The 15834-nt window shown below is 73.2% G+C and carries 14 protein-coding genes; 3 read left to right on the forward strand and 11 right to left on the reverse strand.

Annotation, left to right across the window (positions count from 1 at the left end; genetic code table 11):
• On the forward strand, positions 1 to 1016 hold a 1016-nt coding region (locus STSP_RS20775), incomplete at its 5' end, for a PucR family transcriptional regulator (RefSeq protein ID WP_198547399.1).
• A 79-nt stretch (positions 1017 to 1095) separates the two neighbouring features.
• On the opposite strand, the gene STSP_RS20780 is transcribed toward STSP_RS20775, so the two are convergent.
• The 6 genes from STSP_RS20780 to STSP_RS37325 all read right to left on the reverse strand — a co-directional run bounded on the left by STSP_RS20780 (position 1096) and on the right by STSP_RS37325 (position 7511).
• Positions 1096 to 2235, reverse strand: a complete 1140-nt coding sequence (locus tag STSP_RS20780; protein WP_067280194.1) for a glycosyltransferase family 4 protein — start codon at positions 2233 to 2235, stop codon at positions 1096 to 1098.
• Between the two features lie 225 nt (positions 2236 to 2460).
• A complete protein-coding gene (locus STSP_RS20785) occupies positions 2461 to 3264 on the reverse strand; it encodes a hypothetical protein (protein WP_067280196.1) in 804 nt (267 codons plus the stop codon).
• A gap of 70 nt (positions 3265 to 3334) precedes the next feature.
• The gene (recN, locus tag STSP_RS20790) at positions 3335 to 5062 is read right to left on the reverse strand and encodes a DNA repair protein RecN (RefSeq protein ID WP_067280197.1); all 1728 of its coding nucleotides are present in this window, start codon (positions 5060 to 5062) and stop codon (positions 3335 to 3337) included.
• 298 nt (positions 5063 to 5360) lie between these two features.
• Positions 5361 to 6263 carry an NAD kinase gene (locus STSP_RS20795; protein ID WP_067280199.1) on the reverse strand — a complete coding sequence of 301 codons (903 nt, stop codon included), beginning with the start codon at positions 6261 to 6263 and terminating at the stop codon, positions 5361 to 5363.
• A complete protein-coding gene (locus STSP_RS20800; protein WP_067280200.1) occupies positions 6260 to 7075 on the reverse strand; it encodes a TlyA family RNA methyltransferase in 816 nt (271 codons plus the stop codon). The genes STSP_RS20795 and STSP_RS20800 overlap by 4 nt, the downstream gene beginning before the upstream one ends.
• A 7-nt stretch (positions 7076 to 7082) precedes the next feature.
• On the reverse strand, positions 7083 to 7511 hold the full coding sequence (locus STSP_RS37325) for a hypothetical protein (protein WP_232789734.1): 429 nt from the start codon (positions 7509 to 7511) through the stop codon (positions 7083 to 7085).
• 42 nt (positions 7512 to 7553) lie between these two features.
• Here STSP_RS37325 and STSP_RS20810 point away from each other — a divergent pair, with 42 nt between their 5' ends.
• Positions 7554 to 7901 (forward strand): SCP2 sterol-binding domain-containing protein, encoded by a 348-nt coding sequence (locus STSP_RS20810; RefSeq protein WP_067280205.1) that lies wholly within the window; start codon positions 7554 to 7556, stop codon positions 7899 to 7901.
• Here STSP_RS20810 and STSP_RS20815 read toward each other — a convergent pair.
• The 4 genes from STSP_RS20815 to STSP_RS20830 all read right to left on the reverse strand — a co-directional run bounded on the left by STSP_RS20815 (position 7885) and on the right by STSP_RS20830 (position 12111).
• Positions 7885 to 8712: an ABC transporter ATP-binding protein gene (locus STSP_RS20815; protein ID WP_067280207.1), complete on the reverse strand. Its 828-nt coding sequence runs from the start codon at positions 8710 to 8712 to the stop codon at positions 7885 to 7887. The genes STSP_RS20810 and STSP_RS20815 overlap by 17 nt on opposite strands.
• 93 nt (positions 8713 to 8805) lie before the next feature.
• A complete protein-coding gene (locus STSP_RS20820) occupies positions 8806 to 9918 on the reverse strand; it encodes a FecCD family ABC transporter permease (RefSeq protein WP_232789735.1) in 1113 nt (370 codons plus the stop codon).
• A gap of 5 nt (positions 9919 to 9923) precedes the next feature.
• Entirely contained in the window at positions 9924 to 10967 is a 1044-nt protein-coding gene (locus tag STSP_RS20825) for a FecCD family ABC transporter permease (protein WP_067280210.1), read from the reverse strand.
• 106 nt (positions 10968 to 11073) lie between these two features.
• Entirely contained in the window at positions 11074 to 12111 is a 1038-nt protein-coding gene (locus tag STSP_RS20830; protein ID WP_067280211.1) for an HAD hydrolase-like protein, read from the reverse strand.
• Positions 12112 to 12183: 72 nt separating this feature from the next.
• On the opposite strand from STSP_RS20830, the gene STSP_RS20835 reads away from it, so the two are divergent.
• Positions 12184 to 13563 carry a DUF1015 family protein gene (locus tag STSP_RS20835; protein WP_067280214.1) on the forward strand — a complete coding sequence of 460 codons (1380 nt, stop codon included), beginning with the start codon at positions 12184 to 12186 and terminating at the stop codon, positions 13561 to 13563.
• A gap of 114 nt (positions 13564 to 13677) precedes the next feature.
• On the opposite strand, the gene STSP_RS20840 is transcribed toward STSP_RS20835, so the two are convergent.
• Positions 13678 to 14520 carry a tetratricopeptide repeat protein gene (locus STSP_RS20840; protein ID WP_078067362.1) on the reverse strand — a complete coding sequence of 281 codons (843 nt, stop codon included), beginning with the start codon at positions 14518 to 14520 and terminating at the stop codon, positions 13678 to 13680.
• Between the last annotated feature and the right edge of the window lie 1314 nt (positions 14521 to 15834).

A 15834-nucleotide genomic window follows, 5' to 3' on the forward strand; every position in this document is an offset into this window, starting at 1 on the left:
GGCTGGGGGCGGGCCCCGGCAGCAGCGGCCTGGGCGGCGGCCCCACGAGCGGCCCCGGCGGCGGGCACGGCCCGAGCGGCTCGGTGCGGGCCCGGCTGGTGATGCTCGCGGTCGCCAGCCCGACCGAGCCCGTGCACCGCATGGCGGCGGAGCGGGCGGCGGGCATCCTCGCGGTCGTGCTCATGCAGGCCCGCCAGGAGGAGGAGCTGGCGGCCCGCGGCCGCGGCGACTTCCTCACCGACCTCGCGGAGGGCCGCATCGCCGCCGATGATGCTCCGGCGCAGGCCGGGGTCCTGGGCTTCAAGCCCGGCGAGGCACCCCTGCTGCCGGTCGTGATGCGTTTCCCGGACGGGCCCGCCGGGCTCTCACCGGGCGGCGGCTGGGCCGTCCTGGCGCGTGCCGTCGCGGAGGAGCTGGCGTCGGTGGGCGTGCCGGTGCTGCTGGGCGTACGCCCGGTCGAGGGGCGGGTGCCGCTGCTGCTCGCGCTGCGTTCGGAGTCCGAGCGCACGGCGGTCGCGGACCGGGTCGCGGTGGCGCTGCGGGCCGGCGTGGAACGCGCGGGCATGCAGCGGGCCGGCGGGCAGCCACCGGTCGTGGTGGTCGGCGTCGCAGGCGGCTGGGCGGCGGCCTCGGCGGGGCTGCGGCATGCCGCGGAGACGGCGACGGCGGCGCAGGGCCTGCCCGACCGGCCGTGGTACGACGCGCAGCGCCTGGACATCGACCTGCTGCTGTGGCGCCTGCGCGACCACCCGGACCTCGCGGCCTTCGTCGACCGCGCGATCGGCCCGCTGCGCGACCACGACCGCCGCTCGAAGCCGCCGCTCCTGCCGACCCTGGAGACGTATCTGGCCCATGCGGGCCGCAAGGCGGAGACGGCCCGCGAGCTGCACCTCAACCGGCAGACGCTCTACAACCGCCTGGCCCGGATCAGCGAACTCCTCGGCACGGACCTGGACGACCCGCAGACGGTGCTGACCCTGAGCCTGGCGCTGCGGGCGCGGAGGCATGCGCCGTGACCGCGTCAGGACCGGATCGTCGACGGACGCCGCTCACCTACGTCGGCGGCGTCCCTCTCAACGTTGTCAGCGTCCCCCTCTACGTCATCAGGGTCCTCGTCAACTCGTCGTAGACACTGAGGACTTGAGCGACCGCTTCGTCCTCCGTCGGCCAGGTGGCCGCCTGCGCCTCACCCAGGTCCCTGAGCCACTCCCTGCGCCCGGGGTCGTCGAGAAGGCGTACGACCGCGTCCGCGAGCGCCTCCGCGTCGTCGGGCGGAACGAGCTCCGCGGCGTCCCCGACCAGGTCGGGCACGCCGCCCACGGCCGTCGCGACGAGCGGCACGCGCGCGTGGAGCGCCTCCTGGGCGAGGACCGAGCGGGCCTCCCAGGGGCTGGGCAGCAGCGCGAGGTCGGCGGCCGCGAGCAGTTCCGGCACGTCGTCGCGGCGGCCGAGGAGGCGTACGGGCAGCCCTTCGTCCTCGATACGCCGCTGCAGCGCACCCCGCAACGGTCCCTCTCCGGCGATGAGCACGAGCGGTACGGGGTCGAGGTGCCGCCACGCGCGCGTGGCGTCCAGCAGCGTCTCGTAGCCCCGGTGCTGTTCGAGGGCTCCGACGGCCATGAGCAACGGGCGGTCGACGGCGCCCAGTTCGGCGCGCACCTTGTGCCGCGGCGGCCGGTCGGCGTCGTCGTCCGTACCCGCCGAGCTCCCGGCCCCGCGCGGCCCGGGGAACGCAACGGCCGCGAGCCGCGCGTCACGCGCACCGCGGCGGCGGGCCCGGTCGACCAGGTCAGACGTCGTGCCGAGCACGACCGACGCGGACCGGGCGACCCGGCGTTCGAGCAGGCGCAGCAGGTGGGCGCGCGCCCCCTCGGCGTGCGTGCGCGTGTGCCAGGTGACGACGAGCGGGGTACGGCGCCCGCTGAGGGCGAGCGCGGCACGGACGGCCGCGTTCAGCCCGTGCGCGTGCACCAGGTCGGCATCCGCGCAGGCCAGGCGGAGCGCCGCCACGGATGCCGGGTCGCTGCGGCGCGGAACGGGGATGTGGTGGGCGCCCACGTCCCGGAAGCCGAGCGCCGACGCGACCTCGGTGGGCGCGCACACGGTGACCCGCACGCCCCGTGCGACGAGGCCCGCGGCCAGTGAGCGGACGTGGGCGCTGCTGCCCCCGCTGCCTCCGCCGAGCACTTGCACGGTGCGCAGCGGTGCGTGGCCGTGCGGTGTGTGGCTGCTCACTGTGGCCGGGCTCCTGGGGCGGCGTGGGGCTGCGGTGGTGCGTCGTACAGCCTGGTGTGGCGGGGTGCTGGATCGTCGACGTACAGCCTCAAGGATGCCAGCCCGTACGGACGTTCCGGCACCGACCGATGACCGTCACCGTGTCGGAGCGGGCAACACGCCGCCATCGGGTCACCCAATCAGGCGACACGCTGGCCGTTTTGGTCGGACAACCGCATCAACCCACTACTGCAGGCCCCCGCTGACACACCGCCGGATCGTCTCTCCCGCCTGCTGCGCCAGCGCGCTCACCGTGTCGCCGTACACCGCCGCCGCGACCAGCCCGGCCGCGTGCGCCGCAAGCCCCGCGCGGCCGTTGCCCGCGACGATCGCCGCGCCCAACGCCGCGCCCAGCGCATGCGCACCGGTGTCGCCGACCATCGTGCGCTCGGCGACGTCGTCGGGGAGCACGGCGGTGGCTGCCCCCATGGACGCGGCGGACAGCATCCCGGCCGGCCCTTTCCGCAGCAGTCCCGGTGCGCCCAGGGCGAGCACCGCGGCAGCGGCCCTTCCCGGCCGTACGTCCACGAGGTTGACGAGATGCGCGGTGCCGGCGATCACCACGCCCGCCAGGAGCCGGTCCACGGGCCGCTCCTTGAGCAGCGCCCCGGCGGCGAGCCCGGCCGCCGAGATGCCGAACAGCTTGACCGCCCCGCTGGTCACCTCACCGTCGCGCAGCGCCGACAGATGCGCACGGAAACCCCGCCTGGGGTCACCAGCACCGGCGACGTCGTCGTACGCCCCGCACGCCCCGGCCGCCAGCACGGCCAACGCGGCGGCGCCCCGCGTACGGGCGGGCAGCGCGCCGACAGCGGCCCCCGCGGCGACCGCGGGCCCGGCGGCCAGATGCACGGTGCGCCCGGCGTAGTTCGGGCGCTCCCACCGCGAGGCGCCGCCGGGCGAGCGCCGCCGCAACTCCCCGTACACGACACGCGTGACGCCCGCGGCGAGTCCGAACGCGGCGGCTCTGCTGGACAACAGTCCGATCATGCCCGCCACCTTACGGAGACGGGCGTGGCGCCTGGCCGAAGGCCCAGAAGAGGGCCCGCGGAAGGGCCGACTAGCCGTCCGCACGCGCCGTCGCCAGCAGCTCCTCCGCGTGCGCCCGTGCCGTCTCGGAGTCCTCCTGGCCGGCCAGCATGCGCGACAGTTCGCGGATGCGCTCCTCGCCTTCGAGGATCTTGACCCCGGACCGGGTCACGGAACCGTCGTTCGTCTTCTCCACGAGCAGCTGGCGATCCGCGAAGGCCGCCACCTGGGGCAGATGTGTGACCACCACGACCTGCGCCGACTTGGCGAGCCGGGCCAGCCGACGGCCGATCTCGACCGCGGCCTTGCCGCCGACACCCGCGTCGACCTCGTCGAAGAGGTACGTCGGCACGGGGTCGGTGCCCGCGAAGACGACCTCGACCGCGAGCATCACGCGCGACAGCTCACCACCCGATGCGCCCTTGGCGATGGGCCGCGGCGGCGCCCCCGGGTGCGGGGCGAGCAGCAGTTCGACCTCGTCGACGCCCGTGGGCCCGTATGCGACGGTCCGCCCGCCCACCTCGACGCCGTCGCCGCCCTCGGCCACCTCGGTCTGCCGGATGTCGAGCGTCACGCGCGCGTGCGGCATCGCGAGCGAGGCGAGCTCGGCGGTGACCGCCGCACCGAACCGCTCGGCGGCGTCCGTGCGGGCGTCCGTCAAAGCCTGGGCAAGCCCGGCGAGTTCGTCACGCAGAGCGTCCCGCTCGGCCGTCAGCTCGCCGATCCGCTCGTCGTCGCCGTCGAGTTCGGTGAGCCGGGCGGCACTCTGCTCGGCCCACGCGAGGACGGCGTCGATGTTCTCGCCGTACTTGCGGGTCAGCTGGTTGAGGGCGGCCCGACGCTCCTCCACGGCGGCCAGCCGCAGCGGATCGGCGTCGAGGTCGTCGGCGTACCCGGCGAGCTCCCCCGCCACATCGCCCAGCAGGATCCCGATCTCGCCGATGCGCTCGGCGAGCCCGGCGAGGGCGGGGTCGTGGGACCGTACGGCCTCCAGCGCCCGGTGTGCGCCCGCGACGAGCGTCGACGCGTCGACACCCTCCGGGTCCTCGGGATTGCCCGCGAGCGCGGCATGCGCGGCCGTGGCGGCGGAGGCCAGGGCCTCGGCATGGCCCAGCCGCTCCGCCTCGGCGGCGAGCTCGGCGTCCTCGCCCGCGCGCGGCTCGACGCCCGCGATCTCGTCGAGGCCGAAGCGCAGCATGTCGGCTTCCTGCGCACGCTCCCGCGCGCGCGTGGTGATCTCGTCGAGCTCCGCGGTGACGGCACGCAGCCGCCGGTACGCCGCCGTGTACTTGGCGAGCGGAACGGCGACCGCATCGCCCGCGTACCGGTCGAGCGCCTGGCGCTGCCGGGACAGCTTGAGCAGCCCCTGCTGGTCGGTCTGGCCGTGCACGGCGACAAGCTCGTCGGAGAGCTCGGCCAGCACACCCACGGGCACGGACCGCCCGCCGAGATGCGCCCGTGACCGCCCCTCCGCGGAGACGGTACGGCTGATCAGCAGCGCACCGTCGTCGAGCTCGGCCCCCGCCTCCTCCGCGCGGACGAGAGCGGACGACTCCGCGGGTACGGTGATCCGCCCCTCGACCACCGCCGACTTGGCACCGATCCGCACGAGCGCCGGGTCGGCGCGCCCGCCCAGCAGCAGGCCGAGACTGGTGACCACCATCGTCTTGCCCGCCCCGGTCTCGCCCGTCACGGCGGTGAAACCGGGCGACAGCTCGACGACAGCATCGTCGATGACTCCGAGCGACCGTATCCGCATCTCCTCCAACACGGACACGACCTTACGAGGTCAGCCCCTGCCTGTGCGACGGCCCCCGCCCCGCTTCCAAGAACCCGCAGGTAACGAGGGCCCACATCACCCGCCGGAGGGGCCCGTCCCTTGCGTTGTGGGCAGCCGTTCCCCTGCTGTGCGCGGCCGTCCCGCCCTGCTGTGGGCAGCCGTCCCGCCCCGCTGTGGGCAATCGTTCCGCAGGGCGGAACGGGTGGGCACAGCCCCACGACGGCGGGCGCCCTGAGAAAGTACGGCGCCCCAGGAACACGTACCGCCGCCCGCAGGGCTAATGCGGCGCCCCGCGCCACCCCGAAACCGGCAACGCGAACTTCGCGACCAACCGGTCCGTGAAGGAGGCGTGATGCAGCCGAGCCAACCGCACCGGCACAGCCCCCCGACTCACCACAACCCGCGCCCCCGGCGGAAGCTCCAGCGTCCGCCGCCCATCACACCACAACACCCCGTGCGGGGTGTGCGGCTGCACCTCGACAGCCAGCACCGAATCCGGCGACGTCACCAACGGCTTCGCGAACAGCGCATGCGCACTGATCGGCACCATCAGCAGCGCCTCCACCTCCGGCCACACCACGGGCCCGCCGGCCGAGAACGCGTACGCCGTCGACCCGGTGGGCGTGGCGCACACGATGCCGTCGCAGCCGAAGCCGGTCACCGGCCGGCCGTCGATCTCGAGCACGACCTCGAGCATCCGCTCCGCCGACATCTTCTGCACGGCGGCCTCGTTGAGCGCCCAGTCGGTGTGCACGACGGCGCCGTTGCTGTGCACGACGACGTCGACGGTCATGCGCTCCTCGACCTCGTAGTCCTTCGAGACCACCCGGTCGACGACCTTCTCGAGGTCGTCCCGCTCGGCCTCCGCGAGAAACCCGACGCGGCCGAGGTTGACGCCCAGCATCGGCACGCCCGAGGCGCGGGCGAACTCCGCTCCGCGCAGCAGCGTCCCGTCGCCGCCGAGCACGATCAGCAGCTCACAGCCGTCGAGGGCCTCGGGCGTGGCCTCCGGCACCAGTTCGACGGAGGGCGGCAACGGCAGGTCGACGGCCTCCGACTCCAGGACCCGTACGCCCAGGCCGCACCGCTGCAACCCCTTCACGACGAGTTCGGCGCTGCGGATGGCCGCGGGCCGCCCCGTGTGGGCGAGCAGGAACACCGTACGTCCGGTCTGAGTCACCGCGGCCCCTCCGCCACTGCTCGGTCGACATCGGCCGGGTCGAGCTCGGGCGCCCCGGCGCGCAGCCACAGAAAGTACTCGACGTTCCCCGAAGGACCCGGCAGCGGGCTCGCCGTGACGCCCCGCACGCCGAGCCCCAGCTTGGCGGCCTGCTGTGCAACGCCGCGTACCGCCTCGGCCCGCAGCTCGGGGCTGCGTACGACGCCTCCGCTGCCCAGCCGCTCCTTGCCGACCTCGAACTGCGGCTTGACCATCAGCACCAGGTCCGCGTCGGGCGCCGCGCACCGCACCAGGGCGGGCAGCACCAGGCCGAGCGGGATGAAGGACAGGTCACCGACCACCAGGTCCACGGGCTCTCCATCGATCGCCTCCAGCGTCAACTCGCGTACGTTCGTACGATCCTTGACGATGACGCGTTCATCGCTCTGGAGTGACCAGGCCAGTTGTCCGTAGCCGACGTCGACGGCGACGACCTGCGCCGCCCCGGCCCGCAGCAGTACGTCGGTGAAGCCGCCCGTCGACGCACCGGCGTCCAGCGCGCGCCGCCCCTCCACCTCCAGGCCGAGCGGGACGAAGGCCTTCAGCGCACCCGCGAGCTTGTGGCCGCCGCGCGAGACGTAGTCGGGGTCGCTGTCGTCCTTCGCGACGACGATGGCCGCGGCGGTCTCCACTTGCGTGGCGGGCTTGGTCGCGGTGTTGCCGCCGACCGTCACGCGCCCGGCGGCGATCAGCTGGCTCGCGTGCTCGCGCGAGCGGGCGAGCTTGCGGCGGACCAGCTCGGCGTCGAGGCGGCGGCGTGCGACTCCTGCCACGTTCGGTTCAGCTCCTGTCTCCGTAGGTTCCGTAGGCGCTCGGGGGCCCTGGCGGCCGCGAGGGTGCCCGGGATCCCGGCGGGCCCGGAGGGCCGGGCGGCCCCGGAGGGCCGGGACGTGTGTCGAGCGCGGTCAGCGCGTCGCGCAGCCCGCGATGTACATCCTCGTACACCTCGATGTGCCCGTCCGTGGCGAGGTCGTCGGCGTCGGCCAGCCGCTCCAGCTGCGCGTCGACGTCGGCGTTGCCGGTGGGGGTGCGGGGGACGCCGAGGGGGGCGGGACCGGCAGGCTCGTATGCCTCCGCGCTCTCCGCGAGACTCGGCTCATCGGCCCCGTAAGCCTCATCAGTCACATGAGCCTCGGCAGCGAAGGCCTCCTGGGCCTCGCTGGCGTCTCCCGGCCCGGAAACCCCGGGCCCCGGCACTGAGTCGTTCATGCCCTGACGCTACCGCGAAGCGCTGGGGTACCGTCGTTCGCGATGGCCACGAAAGAGGAGTGCCTCAGCGCGCTCGAGAAGCTCTCCGACAATATGGCGGGCGCCGATGGTGCCGTACGCAAGGCTGCGGAGCTCGACCGCTCGCTGAGCTGCCATATCACCGACCTCGACATCACCTTCACCGGCCGCCTCAAGGGCGGCCGGATCGAGGTGCTGGACACGCTGCAGGGCCCGCCGCGGGACAAGGCCCAGATCCGGCTCGCCATGACGGGCGACGACCTGGTGGCCCTCGTCAACGGCGAGCTGAACTTCGCGAAGGCCTGGGGCTCCGGCCGGGTGAGGCTGGAGGCGGGACTGTTCGACCTGTTCCGCCTCAGGAGCCTGTTGTAACCGCACCTGCGCTCACCGCGGCCGACCGCCGCTTCCGCGCCGCCGGCACCACCAGCGGCGTGCCGGTCTCCGGGTCGTCGATGACCTGGCACCGCATGCCGAACACACGCTCGACAAGGTCCGCCGTCACGATGTCCGACGGCGCGCCCTCCGCGATGACCTCGCCGCCGCGCAGGGCGATGAGGTGGGTGGCGTACCGGGCCGCGTGGTTCAGGTCGTGCAGGACCGCGACCAGCGTCCGCCCCTGCTCCTCGTGAAGCTCCGCGCAGAGATCCAGTACGTCGATCTGGTGCTGGATGTCCAGGTATGTCGTCGGCTCGTCCAGGAGCAGCAGAGGCGTCTGCTGGGCGAGGGCCATGGCGATCCAGACGCGCTGGCGCTGACCGCCGGACAGTTCGTCCACATAGCGGTCCGCGAGGTCGGCGACACCGGTCGACTCCATCGACTCGCGCACGATCCGCTCGTCCTCGGACGACCACTGGCGCAGCAGTCCCTGGTGCGGGTAGCGCCCGCGCCCCACGAGGTCGCCGACCGTGATCCCGTCCGGCGCGATCGAGGACTGCGGCAGCAGACCGAGCGTACGGGCCACCTTCTTCGCGGGCATCGACTGGATGACCTGCCCGTCGAGCAGCACCCGGCCGTGCGTCGGCTTCAGCATCCGTGACAGCGCGCGCAGCAGCGTGGACTTGCCGCAGGCGTTCGGCCCGACGATGACGGTGAACGAGTTGTCGGGTATCTCGACCGACAGCTTCTCCGCGATGACGCGCTGGTCGTAGCCGATGGTGACGTCGTCGGCGATGAGCCGGTTCACAGAGGCACTCCTAGAGGTGGTCTTCGAGTCGGTGGCGGGTGGGCCGGGGCGCCGACTGCCCGGCTGACTGCTGCCCGGACGGCTGCGCCCTCGTCATACCCGTCCCGCCTTCCGCTCCGTGACGAGCAGCCACAGCAGATAGACGCCGCCCAGCACTCCGGTGACCACGCCGACGGGCAGCTGGTCCGCGCCGAAGGCCCGCTGTGAGGCCCAGTCCGCGACGATCAGCAGAGTCGCGCCCATGCAGAGCGAGGGCACCAGGTTGGGTCCCGGCGAGCGGGTCAGCCGCCGGGCGAGCTGCGGCGCGGTGAGGGCCACGAAGCTGACCGGTCCAGCTGCCGCGGTGGCCCCCGCGGTGAGCAGCACGGCCGACACCATCAGCAGCAGCCGTACGCGTTCAACGCGCACCCCGAGGGCGTACGACACGTCGTCGCCCATCTCCATCATCCGCAGCCCGCGCGCGTTCCCCAGCACCAGCGGTACGAGGACGGCGCACATGACGAGCAGCGGCCAGACCTGGGACCAGTCGCGGCCGTTGAGGGAGCCGGTCATCCACACGACCGCGCGGGCCGCGTCGACGAGGTCGGCCTTGGTGAGGAGGTAGCCGTTGACCGCCGTGACGATGGCGGACACGCCGATGCCGACCAGCACCAGCCGGTAGCCGTGCACGCCCCGCTTCCAGGCGAGCAGATAGATCGCCAGGCCGGTCGCCAGGCCGCCGACCAGGGCGCCGAGGGCGACCTGGGTCGCGCTGCCGGAGAACAGCACGATCATGACGAGCGCCCCGGCGGTCGCGCCCTGCCCGAGCCCGAGGACGTCCGGACTGCCCAGCGGATTGCGGGAGATGGACTGGAACAGCGCCCCGCCGAGCCCGAGCGAGGCCCCGACCAGCAGGCCGACCAGGACCCGCGGCAGCCGCAGCTCGTTGACGATGAACTCCTGGCCCGCGTCGCCGTTCCCGGCCAGCGTCCTGAGGACGTCGGCGGCCGGGATCGGGAAGTCGCCCGTGCCGATCAGTACGACACTCGCGGCGAGCGCCGCCACGAGCAGCAGGACGACGACGGTGAACGCCCTCACGTCCAGGCGGACCGAGAGTCCGCCCGGGGTGCGGAAGGCACGACTGCGCACGGCGGGCTTGTTCTGGCGCGACGCGGGCTTGTTCTGGCGCGACGCGGGCTTGTTCTGGCGCGACGCGGGCTTGCTCATAACCTTCACAGCTGCGCCGTCCTCCGCCGTCGTACGAGATAGATGAAGACCGGGCCGCCGAGGACCGCGGTGACGATGCCGACCTGGAGTTCCGCCGGCCGGGCGACCATCCGTCCGATGACGTCGGCGCCGAGCAGGAGCACAGGAGACAGGACGGTCGCGTACGGCAGGATCCAGCGCAGGTCGGGCCCGGTGAAGGACCGGACGACGTGCGGGACCATCAGCCCGACGAAGACGATCGGCCCGCAGGCGGCGGTCGCGGCCCCGCACAGCACGGTGGCCGCGGCCATGGACAGTGCCCGAGTGCGGTTGAGGTTGGCGCCGAGTGCGCGGGCGGTGTCGTCACCCATGGCCACGGCGTTCAGCGGCCGGGCGAGGAACAGCGCGACGACCGTGCCGACGAGGAGGAAGGGCAGGACCTGCGTGATGGTCGAGTCGGTGGCCGAGGCCAGCGAACCGACCGTCCAGAAGCGCATCTTGCCGAGCGCCGCGTTGTCCATGATCATCACGGCCTGCAGATAGCCGTAGAGCGCGGCACTGATCGCGGTGCCCGCCAGCGCGAGTCGCACCGGCGTCGCGCCCCGGCTGCCGCCGAGGAACCAGACCAGCGCCCCTACCGCTGCGGCGCCGAGGAACGCGAACCAGACGTAGCCGCTCAGCGAGGTGACGCCGAAGTACGTGATGGCGGTGACCACCGCGGCGGACGCGCCCGCGTTGATGCCGAGCAGTCCCGGGTCGGCCAGCGGGTTCCGGGTGAGCGCCTGGAGGACGGCGCCGGACAGGCCGAGCGCGGCACCGGCGAGCAGACCGAGGACGGTGCGTGACAGCCGCTCGCCGACCACCACGTCCCCGTACGTCCCGGTGTCGTGGAACAGGCCGTGCCAGACCTGGTCCAGCGGCAGCTGCTTCGCGCCGATCGCGATGCTCGCCACCGCGACGAGCGCGAGGATCACAACGGACACCAGGAGCCCGACGGCGCGTATCGCCCGGCGGTTGGGGGGCGCGGGGGCGGTCTCCGCGCGCTGTTCGGGAGGACTGTCGACCAACACCCGGTTAGGTTAGCCTACCCTGCTATCTCGTCTCGATCCTCTGTCCCCTCCCAACTCGCCTCTCCCGGCTCAGCCTCCGCGATCGGGCGCTCTCAACGAGCGTCTCTCAGAGCCCCAGCCGCGCCAGCGCCTTCTCCCCGTCCAACCGGCAGGCGCCGTCCCCGGCCACCGTCCAGGCAGCCGCGCACAGCGCCCGCAGCCCGTCGAGGGCCTCGCCGTCACCGTCCAGCTCCAATCGCTCCTCCCCCGCCGTCGCCGTCCAGCCACCGCAGCGGAACCCTCGACCGTCCGCGACGACCTCGGGCTGCCCGGTGAGCAGCCCCCGCAGGTCGGCGTCCACATACGTCGGCCGGTGCTCCGGCACGGCGGCCAGCAGCTGGGCGCCGTCCGTCACGCCGGTCAGCACGAGGAGCGAGTCCACGCCGCCGTTGAACGCGCCTTCGATGTCCGTGTCCAGCCGGTCCCCCACGACGAGCGGCCGCTCGGCCCCCGTCCGCAGGATCGTCTCCCGGTGCATGGGCGGCAGTGGCTTGCCGGCCACCTGTGGCTCCGCGCCCGTGGCGATCCGTACGACCTCCACCGCCGCTCCGTTGCCCGGCGCGATGCCCCGCGCACTCGGGATGGTGAAATCCGTGTTGGACGCGAACCACGGCACCCCTCGCGCGATCGCGTAGCAGGCCTCCGCGAACCGTCCCCAGGGCAGCTCAGGCCCGCCGTACCCCTGCACCACCGCCACCGGATCGTCGTCCGCGGACTCCACCGGCTCGAGACCCCGCTCGCGCAGCCCGACCCGCAGCCCGTCCCCACCGACCACCAGCACACGCGCGCCCTGAGGAACCTGATCGCTAATGAGCCGGGCCACGGCCTGCGCCGAGGTGATGACGTCCGAAGCCGCCGCCGGAATCCCGAGCTCCGTCAGATGCGCGGCCACGGCGTCCGGCGTACGCAGCGCGTTGTTGGTCACGTACGCCAAATGCATCCCGCCGTCACGCGCAAGGCTGAGCGACTCCACGGCGTGCACGATCGCGTGCCCGCCCGCGTACACCACTCCGTCCAGGTCGAGCAGCGCCGTGTCGTAGGCCTCGTTCAGCGCCCTCTCGCTGCTCTCAGGGCGCGTCCTGGGGGCCGGGACGGTCTGGCTCATTACGCATCGCTCCTCGTTCGATCCCACTCCCCCGATCATCCCGCATGACACTGACACACTTACGATGCAGCAATGAACACTGCAGGCCACGCGGCACCTCCAGGGACGGGCGGCCTCGACCTGATCCCCTTCCGGGGCGTGCGGTACGTCCCGGAGCGGGTCCGCAGCCTGGCCGCCGTCACCTCGCCGCCGTACGACGTGGTCGTCCGGCCCGACGGCCTGCACCACCTCGAGTCCGCCGACCCGCACAACATCGTCCGGCTGATCCTCCCGCAGAACGGCCCGGAGACCCGCAACGAGCGGGCTGCCGACACTCTCGCCCGCTGGTTGTCGGAGGGCGTCCTGGCCCCCGACCCGGAGCCCGGCCTGTACGTCTACGAGCAGCGCAGCGGCGACGTGCTGCAGCGCGGGGTCATCGGCGCGCTGCGCCTCTCGGAAGCAGCGGAGGGCATCGTCCTCCCGCACGAGGAGGTGATGCCGCACATCGTCGCGGACCGCGCGGCCCTGATGCGTGCGACGGCCGCGAATCTGGAGCCGCTGCTGCTGACGTACCGCGGCAACGGCACCGCGGAGGGCCTTGCCGCCGAGGGCGTCGCCGCGGAGGGCCCGAGCGGCATCGGCGGGAACGGCGGTACCTCCGCCGTCGTCGAGCGGACCGTCCTGCGCCCGCCGCTGCTCGCCACGACCACCGAGGACGGCGTCAGCCACCGCCTTTGGTCGGTGACCGACGCGGCCGACGTGGACGAGATCCGGTCGGATCTGGCCCACCACCAGGCCGTGATCGCGGACGGCCACCACCGCTGGGCGACGTACCTGCGTCTGCGCGCCGAACACCCGTCGCCCGGCCCCTGGGACTTCGGCCTGGTCCTCCTGGTGGACACCGCACGCTATCCGCTGCGCGTCAGGGCGATCCACCGCCTCCTGCACCGCCTGCCGCTCGCCGATGCCCTGACCGCCCTCAAGGCCCAGTCGGGCGCTGTCCGCGTGCGCACGGTCGAGGGCCCTTTGCCGGACGCACTCGAAGAGCTGGCCGAGGCCGCGAGCGAGGGCAACGCGTTCCTCCTCGCCGGCGAGGGCACGGGGCTGACGGCGGGCGGCGGGAGCGGCCGCTTCCATCTGGTCGACCGCCTGTCTCCCGCGCTCCTCGATACGACGGTCCCGAGCGACCGCCCCCGAGCCTGGCGCGCCCTCGACGCGGCGGTCCTGCACTCCACTCTGCTCGACCACGTCTGGCGGATCCCGGACACACCGGAACACATCGCGTACATACACGACACGGCAGCCACGGTCGCCAAGGCGGAACGCGACGGCGGAACGGCCGTCCTGATGCATCCGGTCCACGAGGACGTCGTACGCGACCTCGCCCAGCAGGGTGTCACCATGCCGCGCAAGTCCACGTCCTTCGGCCCGAAACCGGCGACCGGTCTCGTGCTGCGCAGCTTGGTGCACTGAGCGGCTCGCACCACGGAAGCGAGCAACAAACACGTAAGGGCGGGACCCCGGTGAAGGTCCCGCCCTTACGTGTTGCTGCGTGCTGCGCGCGGTCACTGCGTACTGCGCGCTCCGTCAGGCCTCGGCGTTCGCGCTGCCCGCCGTCTTCTCGCCGTCCTCGTCAGCCGCGGACACGGGCGAGGTCTCGGGCGTCGGCTCGGACACCGGCTGGGGCGTGGCCTCGGCCGGGGACTCGTCCGGCTCAGGTTCACCCTCGCCCTCGTACTCGGTCTCCGACTCGTCGAGAGCGTCGACGAACTCGACACCGTCCAGCTCCGCCAGCCGGTCGGAGGCGTCCGTGCTGCCGTCCTTGTCGGACTCGACGGCCTTCGCGAACCACTCGCGTGCCTCGGACTCGCGGCCGGCCGCGAGCAGCGCGTCGGCGTACGCGTACCGCAGACGCGCTGTCCAGGGCTGCACGGAGTTGGACGCCAGCTCGGGGCTCTGCAGTGTGACGATGGCCGCGTCGAGCTGCCCCATGTCGCGCCGCGCCCCGGCTGCCACGAGCCGCATCTCGACCTGACCGGCCTTGTCGAGCTTGTTCACCTCGGGCGCACCGGCCATGTCGAGCGCCTTCTCGGGCCGCCCGAGACCGCGCTCGCAGTCGGCCATCACGGGCCACAGCTCCACGTGTCCGGTCATCCGGCGCGCGGCCCGGAACTCGGCGAGGGCCTCGCTGTACTTCTGATTCGCGTACGCGGCGAAGCCGGCGGCCTCGCGCACGGCGGCGACGCGCGAGGCGAGCCGCAGCGCGACCTTCGAGTACGCGTAGGCACCCTCGGGGTCCTCGTCGATGAGCCGGGCCACCATCACGAGATTCCTGGCGACGTCTTCGGCAAGCGTCTTGGGCAGGCTCTGCAGCTCCTGCCGTACGTCCTTGTCGATCTCCTCGCCCGTGACGTCCTCGGGGATCGGCAGCCGCTTGATGGGCTCGCGTTCGCGGTCACCCCTGTCGCGGTCCCGGCCGCGTTCGTCACGGAAGCGGCCGCCGCCACGCCGGTCGTCTCGGCGGTCGTCACGGCGGTCGTCTCTGCCGCGGAAGCCACCGGGGCGGCCCCTGCTGTCGTCCCGACGCGGGCCACGTCCGCGGTCGTCACGGCCACGTTCGTCGCGGGCACGTTCGTCGCGTCCGCGGTAGCCGCCTCCGCGGCTGTCGTCGCGGCGGAACCCACCACGGTCGCCGCGCTCGCCGCGCTCGCCGTCACGTCGATCATCGCGACGGTCATCACGCCGATCGTCGTAGCGAGCGCCACCGCGGAAGCCACCTCGGGCGTCACGACGGCCGTAGCCCCCGCGATCAGCGTCGCGCCGGTCGTCACGGCGGAAACCCCCACGATCCCCGCGGTCGCCCTCACGACGGTCGTCCCGCCGATCGTCACGACGGAATCCACCCCGGTCGGCGCGCTCGCCGTCACGCCGGTCATCGCGACGGAAGCCCTGACGGTCGCCGTCCCTGCGGAAGCCGCCGTCACGGTCGTCACGACGCTCCTCCCGACGCGGCCCGCCAGGCCGGTCGTCACGGCGGAACGCAGGACGTCCGCCGCGGTCGCGGTCACGGTCGTCGCGCCCGCGGTAACCGCCTCCGCGGCTGTCGTCGCGGCGGAACCCACCACGGTCGCCGCGCTCGCCGTCACGCCGATCATCGCGACGGTCATCACGGCGGAAACCACCACGGTCGCCGCGCTCGCCTTCGCGCCGGTCATCGCGGCGGTCATCGCGACGGAAACCACCACGGTCGTCCTCGCGCCGGAACCCGCCGCGTCGGTCGTCCCTGCGGTCATCACGGCGATCGTCACGGCGGTCATCGCGGCGGAACCCACCACGGTCACCGCGGTCGCCCTCACGGCGGTCGTCGCGGCGATCGCCCCTGCGGTCGTCGCTCCGCTCGCCGAAGCGCCGGCCGCCACGATCACGGTCGTCACGACGGCCCTGGCCCCCGCGATCGCCGTAGCCACCGCGATCGCTGTCGCGGCGCTCCCCGCGGTATCCGCCGCGGTCACCACTGTCCCGGCGGCGCTGGTCGCGCTCCGGTCGATCGTCGGGAGAGTTGGGGGACATCGGTGGCTCCTGTCTGCGGTACCGCATTCATTCTTGCGCACCCGGCTACTAAGTGCGCGCTTGGGAAAAACAAAAAAGGACCTCTGGTCCCAGCATGAACGCTGGGACCAGAGGTCCTCCAAAGATTGTTCGGCGGCGTCCTACTCTCCCACAGGGTCCCCCCTGCAGTACCAT

The sequence above is a fragment of the Streptomyces jeddahensis genome, assembly GCF_001642995.1.
GTDB classification, from domain to species: Bacteria; Actinomycetota; Actinomycetes; order Streptomycetales; family Streptomycetaceae; genus Streptomyces; species Streptomyces jeddahensis.

Coding starts and splice junctions, on each gene's coding strand:
- STSP_RS20785 (WP_067280196.1), bottom strand. CDS start 3,264: ATGATCGGACTGTTGTCCAGCAGAGCCGCCGCGTTCGGACTCGCCGCG.
- recN (WP_067280197.1), bottom strand. CDS start 5,062: ATGCGGATACGGTCGCTCGGAGTCATCGACGATGCTGTCGTCGAGCTG.
- STSP_RS37325 (WP_232789734.1), bottom strand. CDS start 7,511: ATGAACGACTCAGTGCCGGGGCCCGGGGTTTCCGGGCCGGGAGACGCC.
- STSP_RS20810 (WP_067280205.1), top strand. CDS start 7,554: ATGGCCACGAAAGAGGAGTGCCTCAGCGCGCTCGAGAAGCTCTCCGAC.
- STSP_RS20820 (WP_232789735.1), bottom strand. CDS start 9,918: ATGAGCAAGCCCGCGTCGCGCCAGAACAAGCCCGCGTCGCGCCAGAAC.
- STSP_RS20830 (WP_067280211.1), bottom strand. CDS start 12,111: ATGAGCCAGACCGTCCCGGCCCCCAGGACGCGCCCTGAGAGCAGCGAG.
- STSP_RS20835 (WP_067280214.1), top strand. CDS start 12,184: ATGAACACTGCAGGCCACGCGGCACCTCCAGGGACGGGCGGCCTCGAC.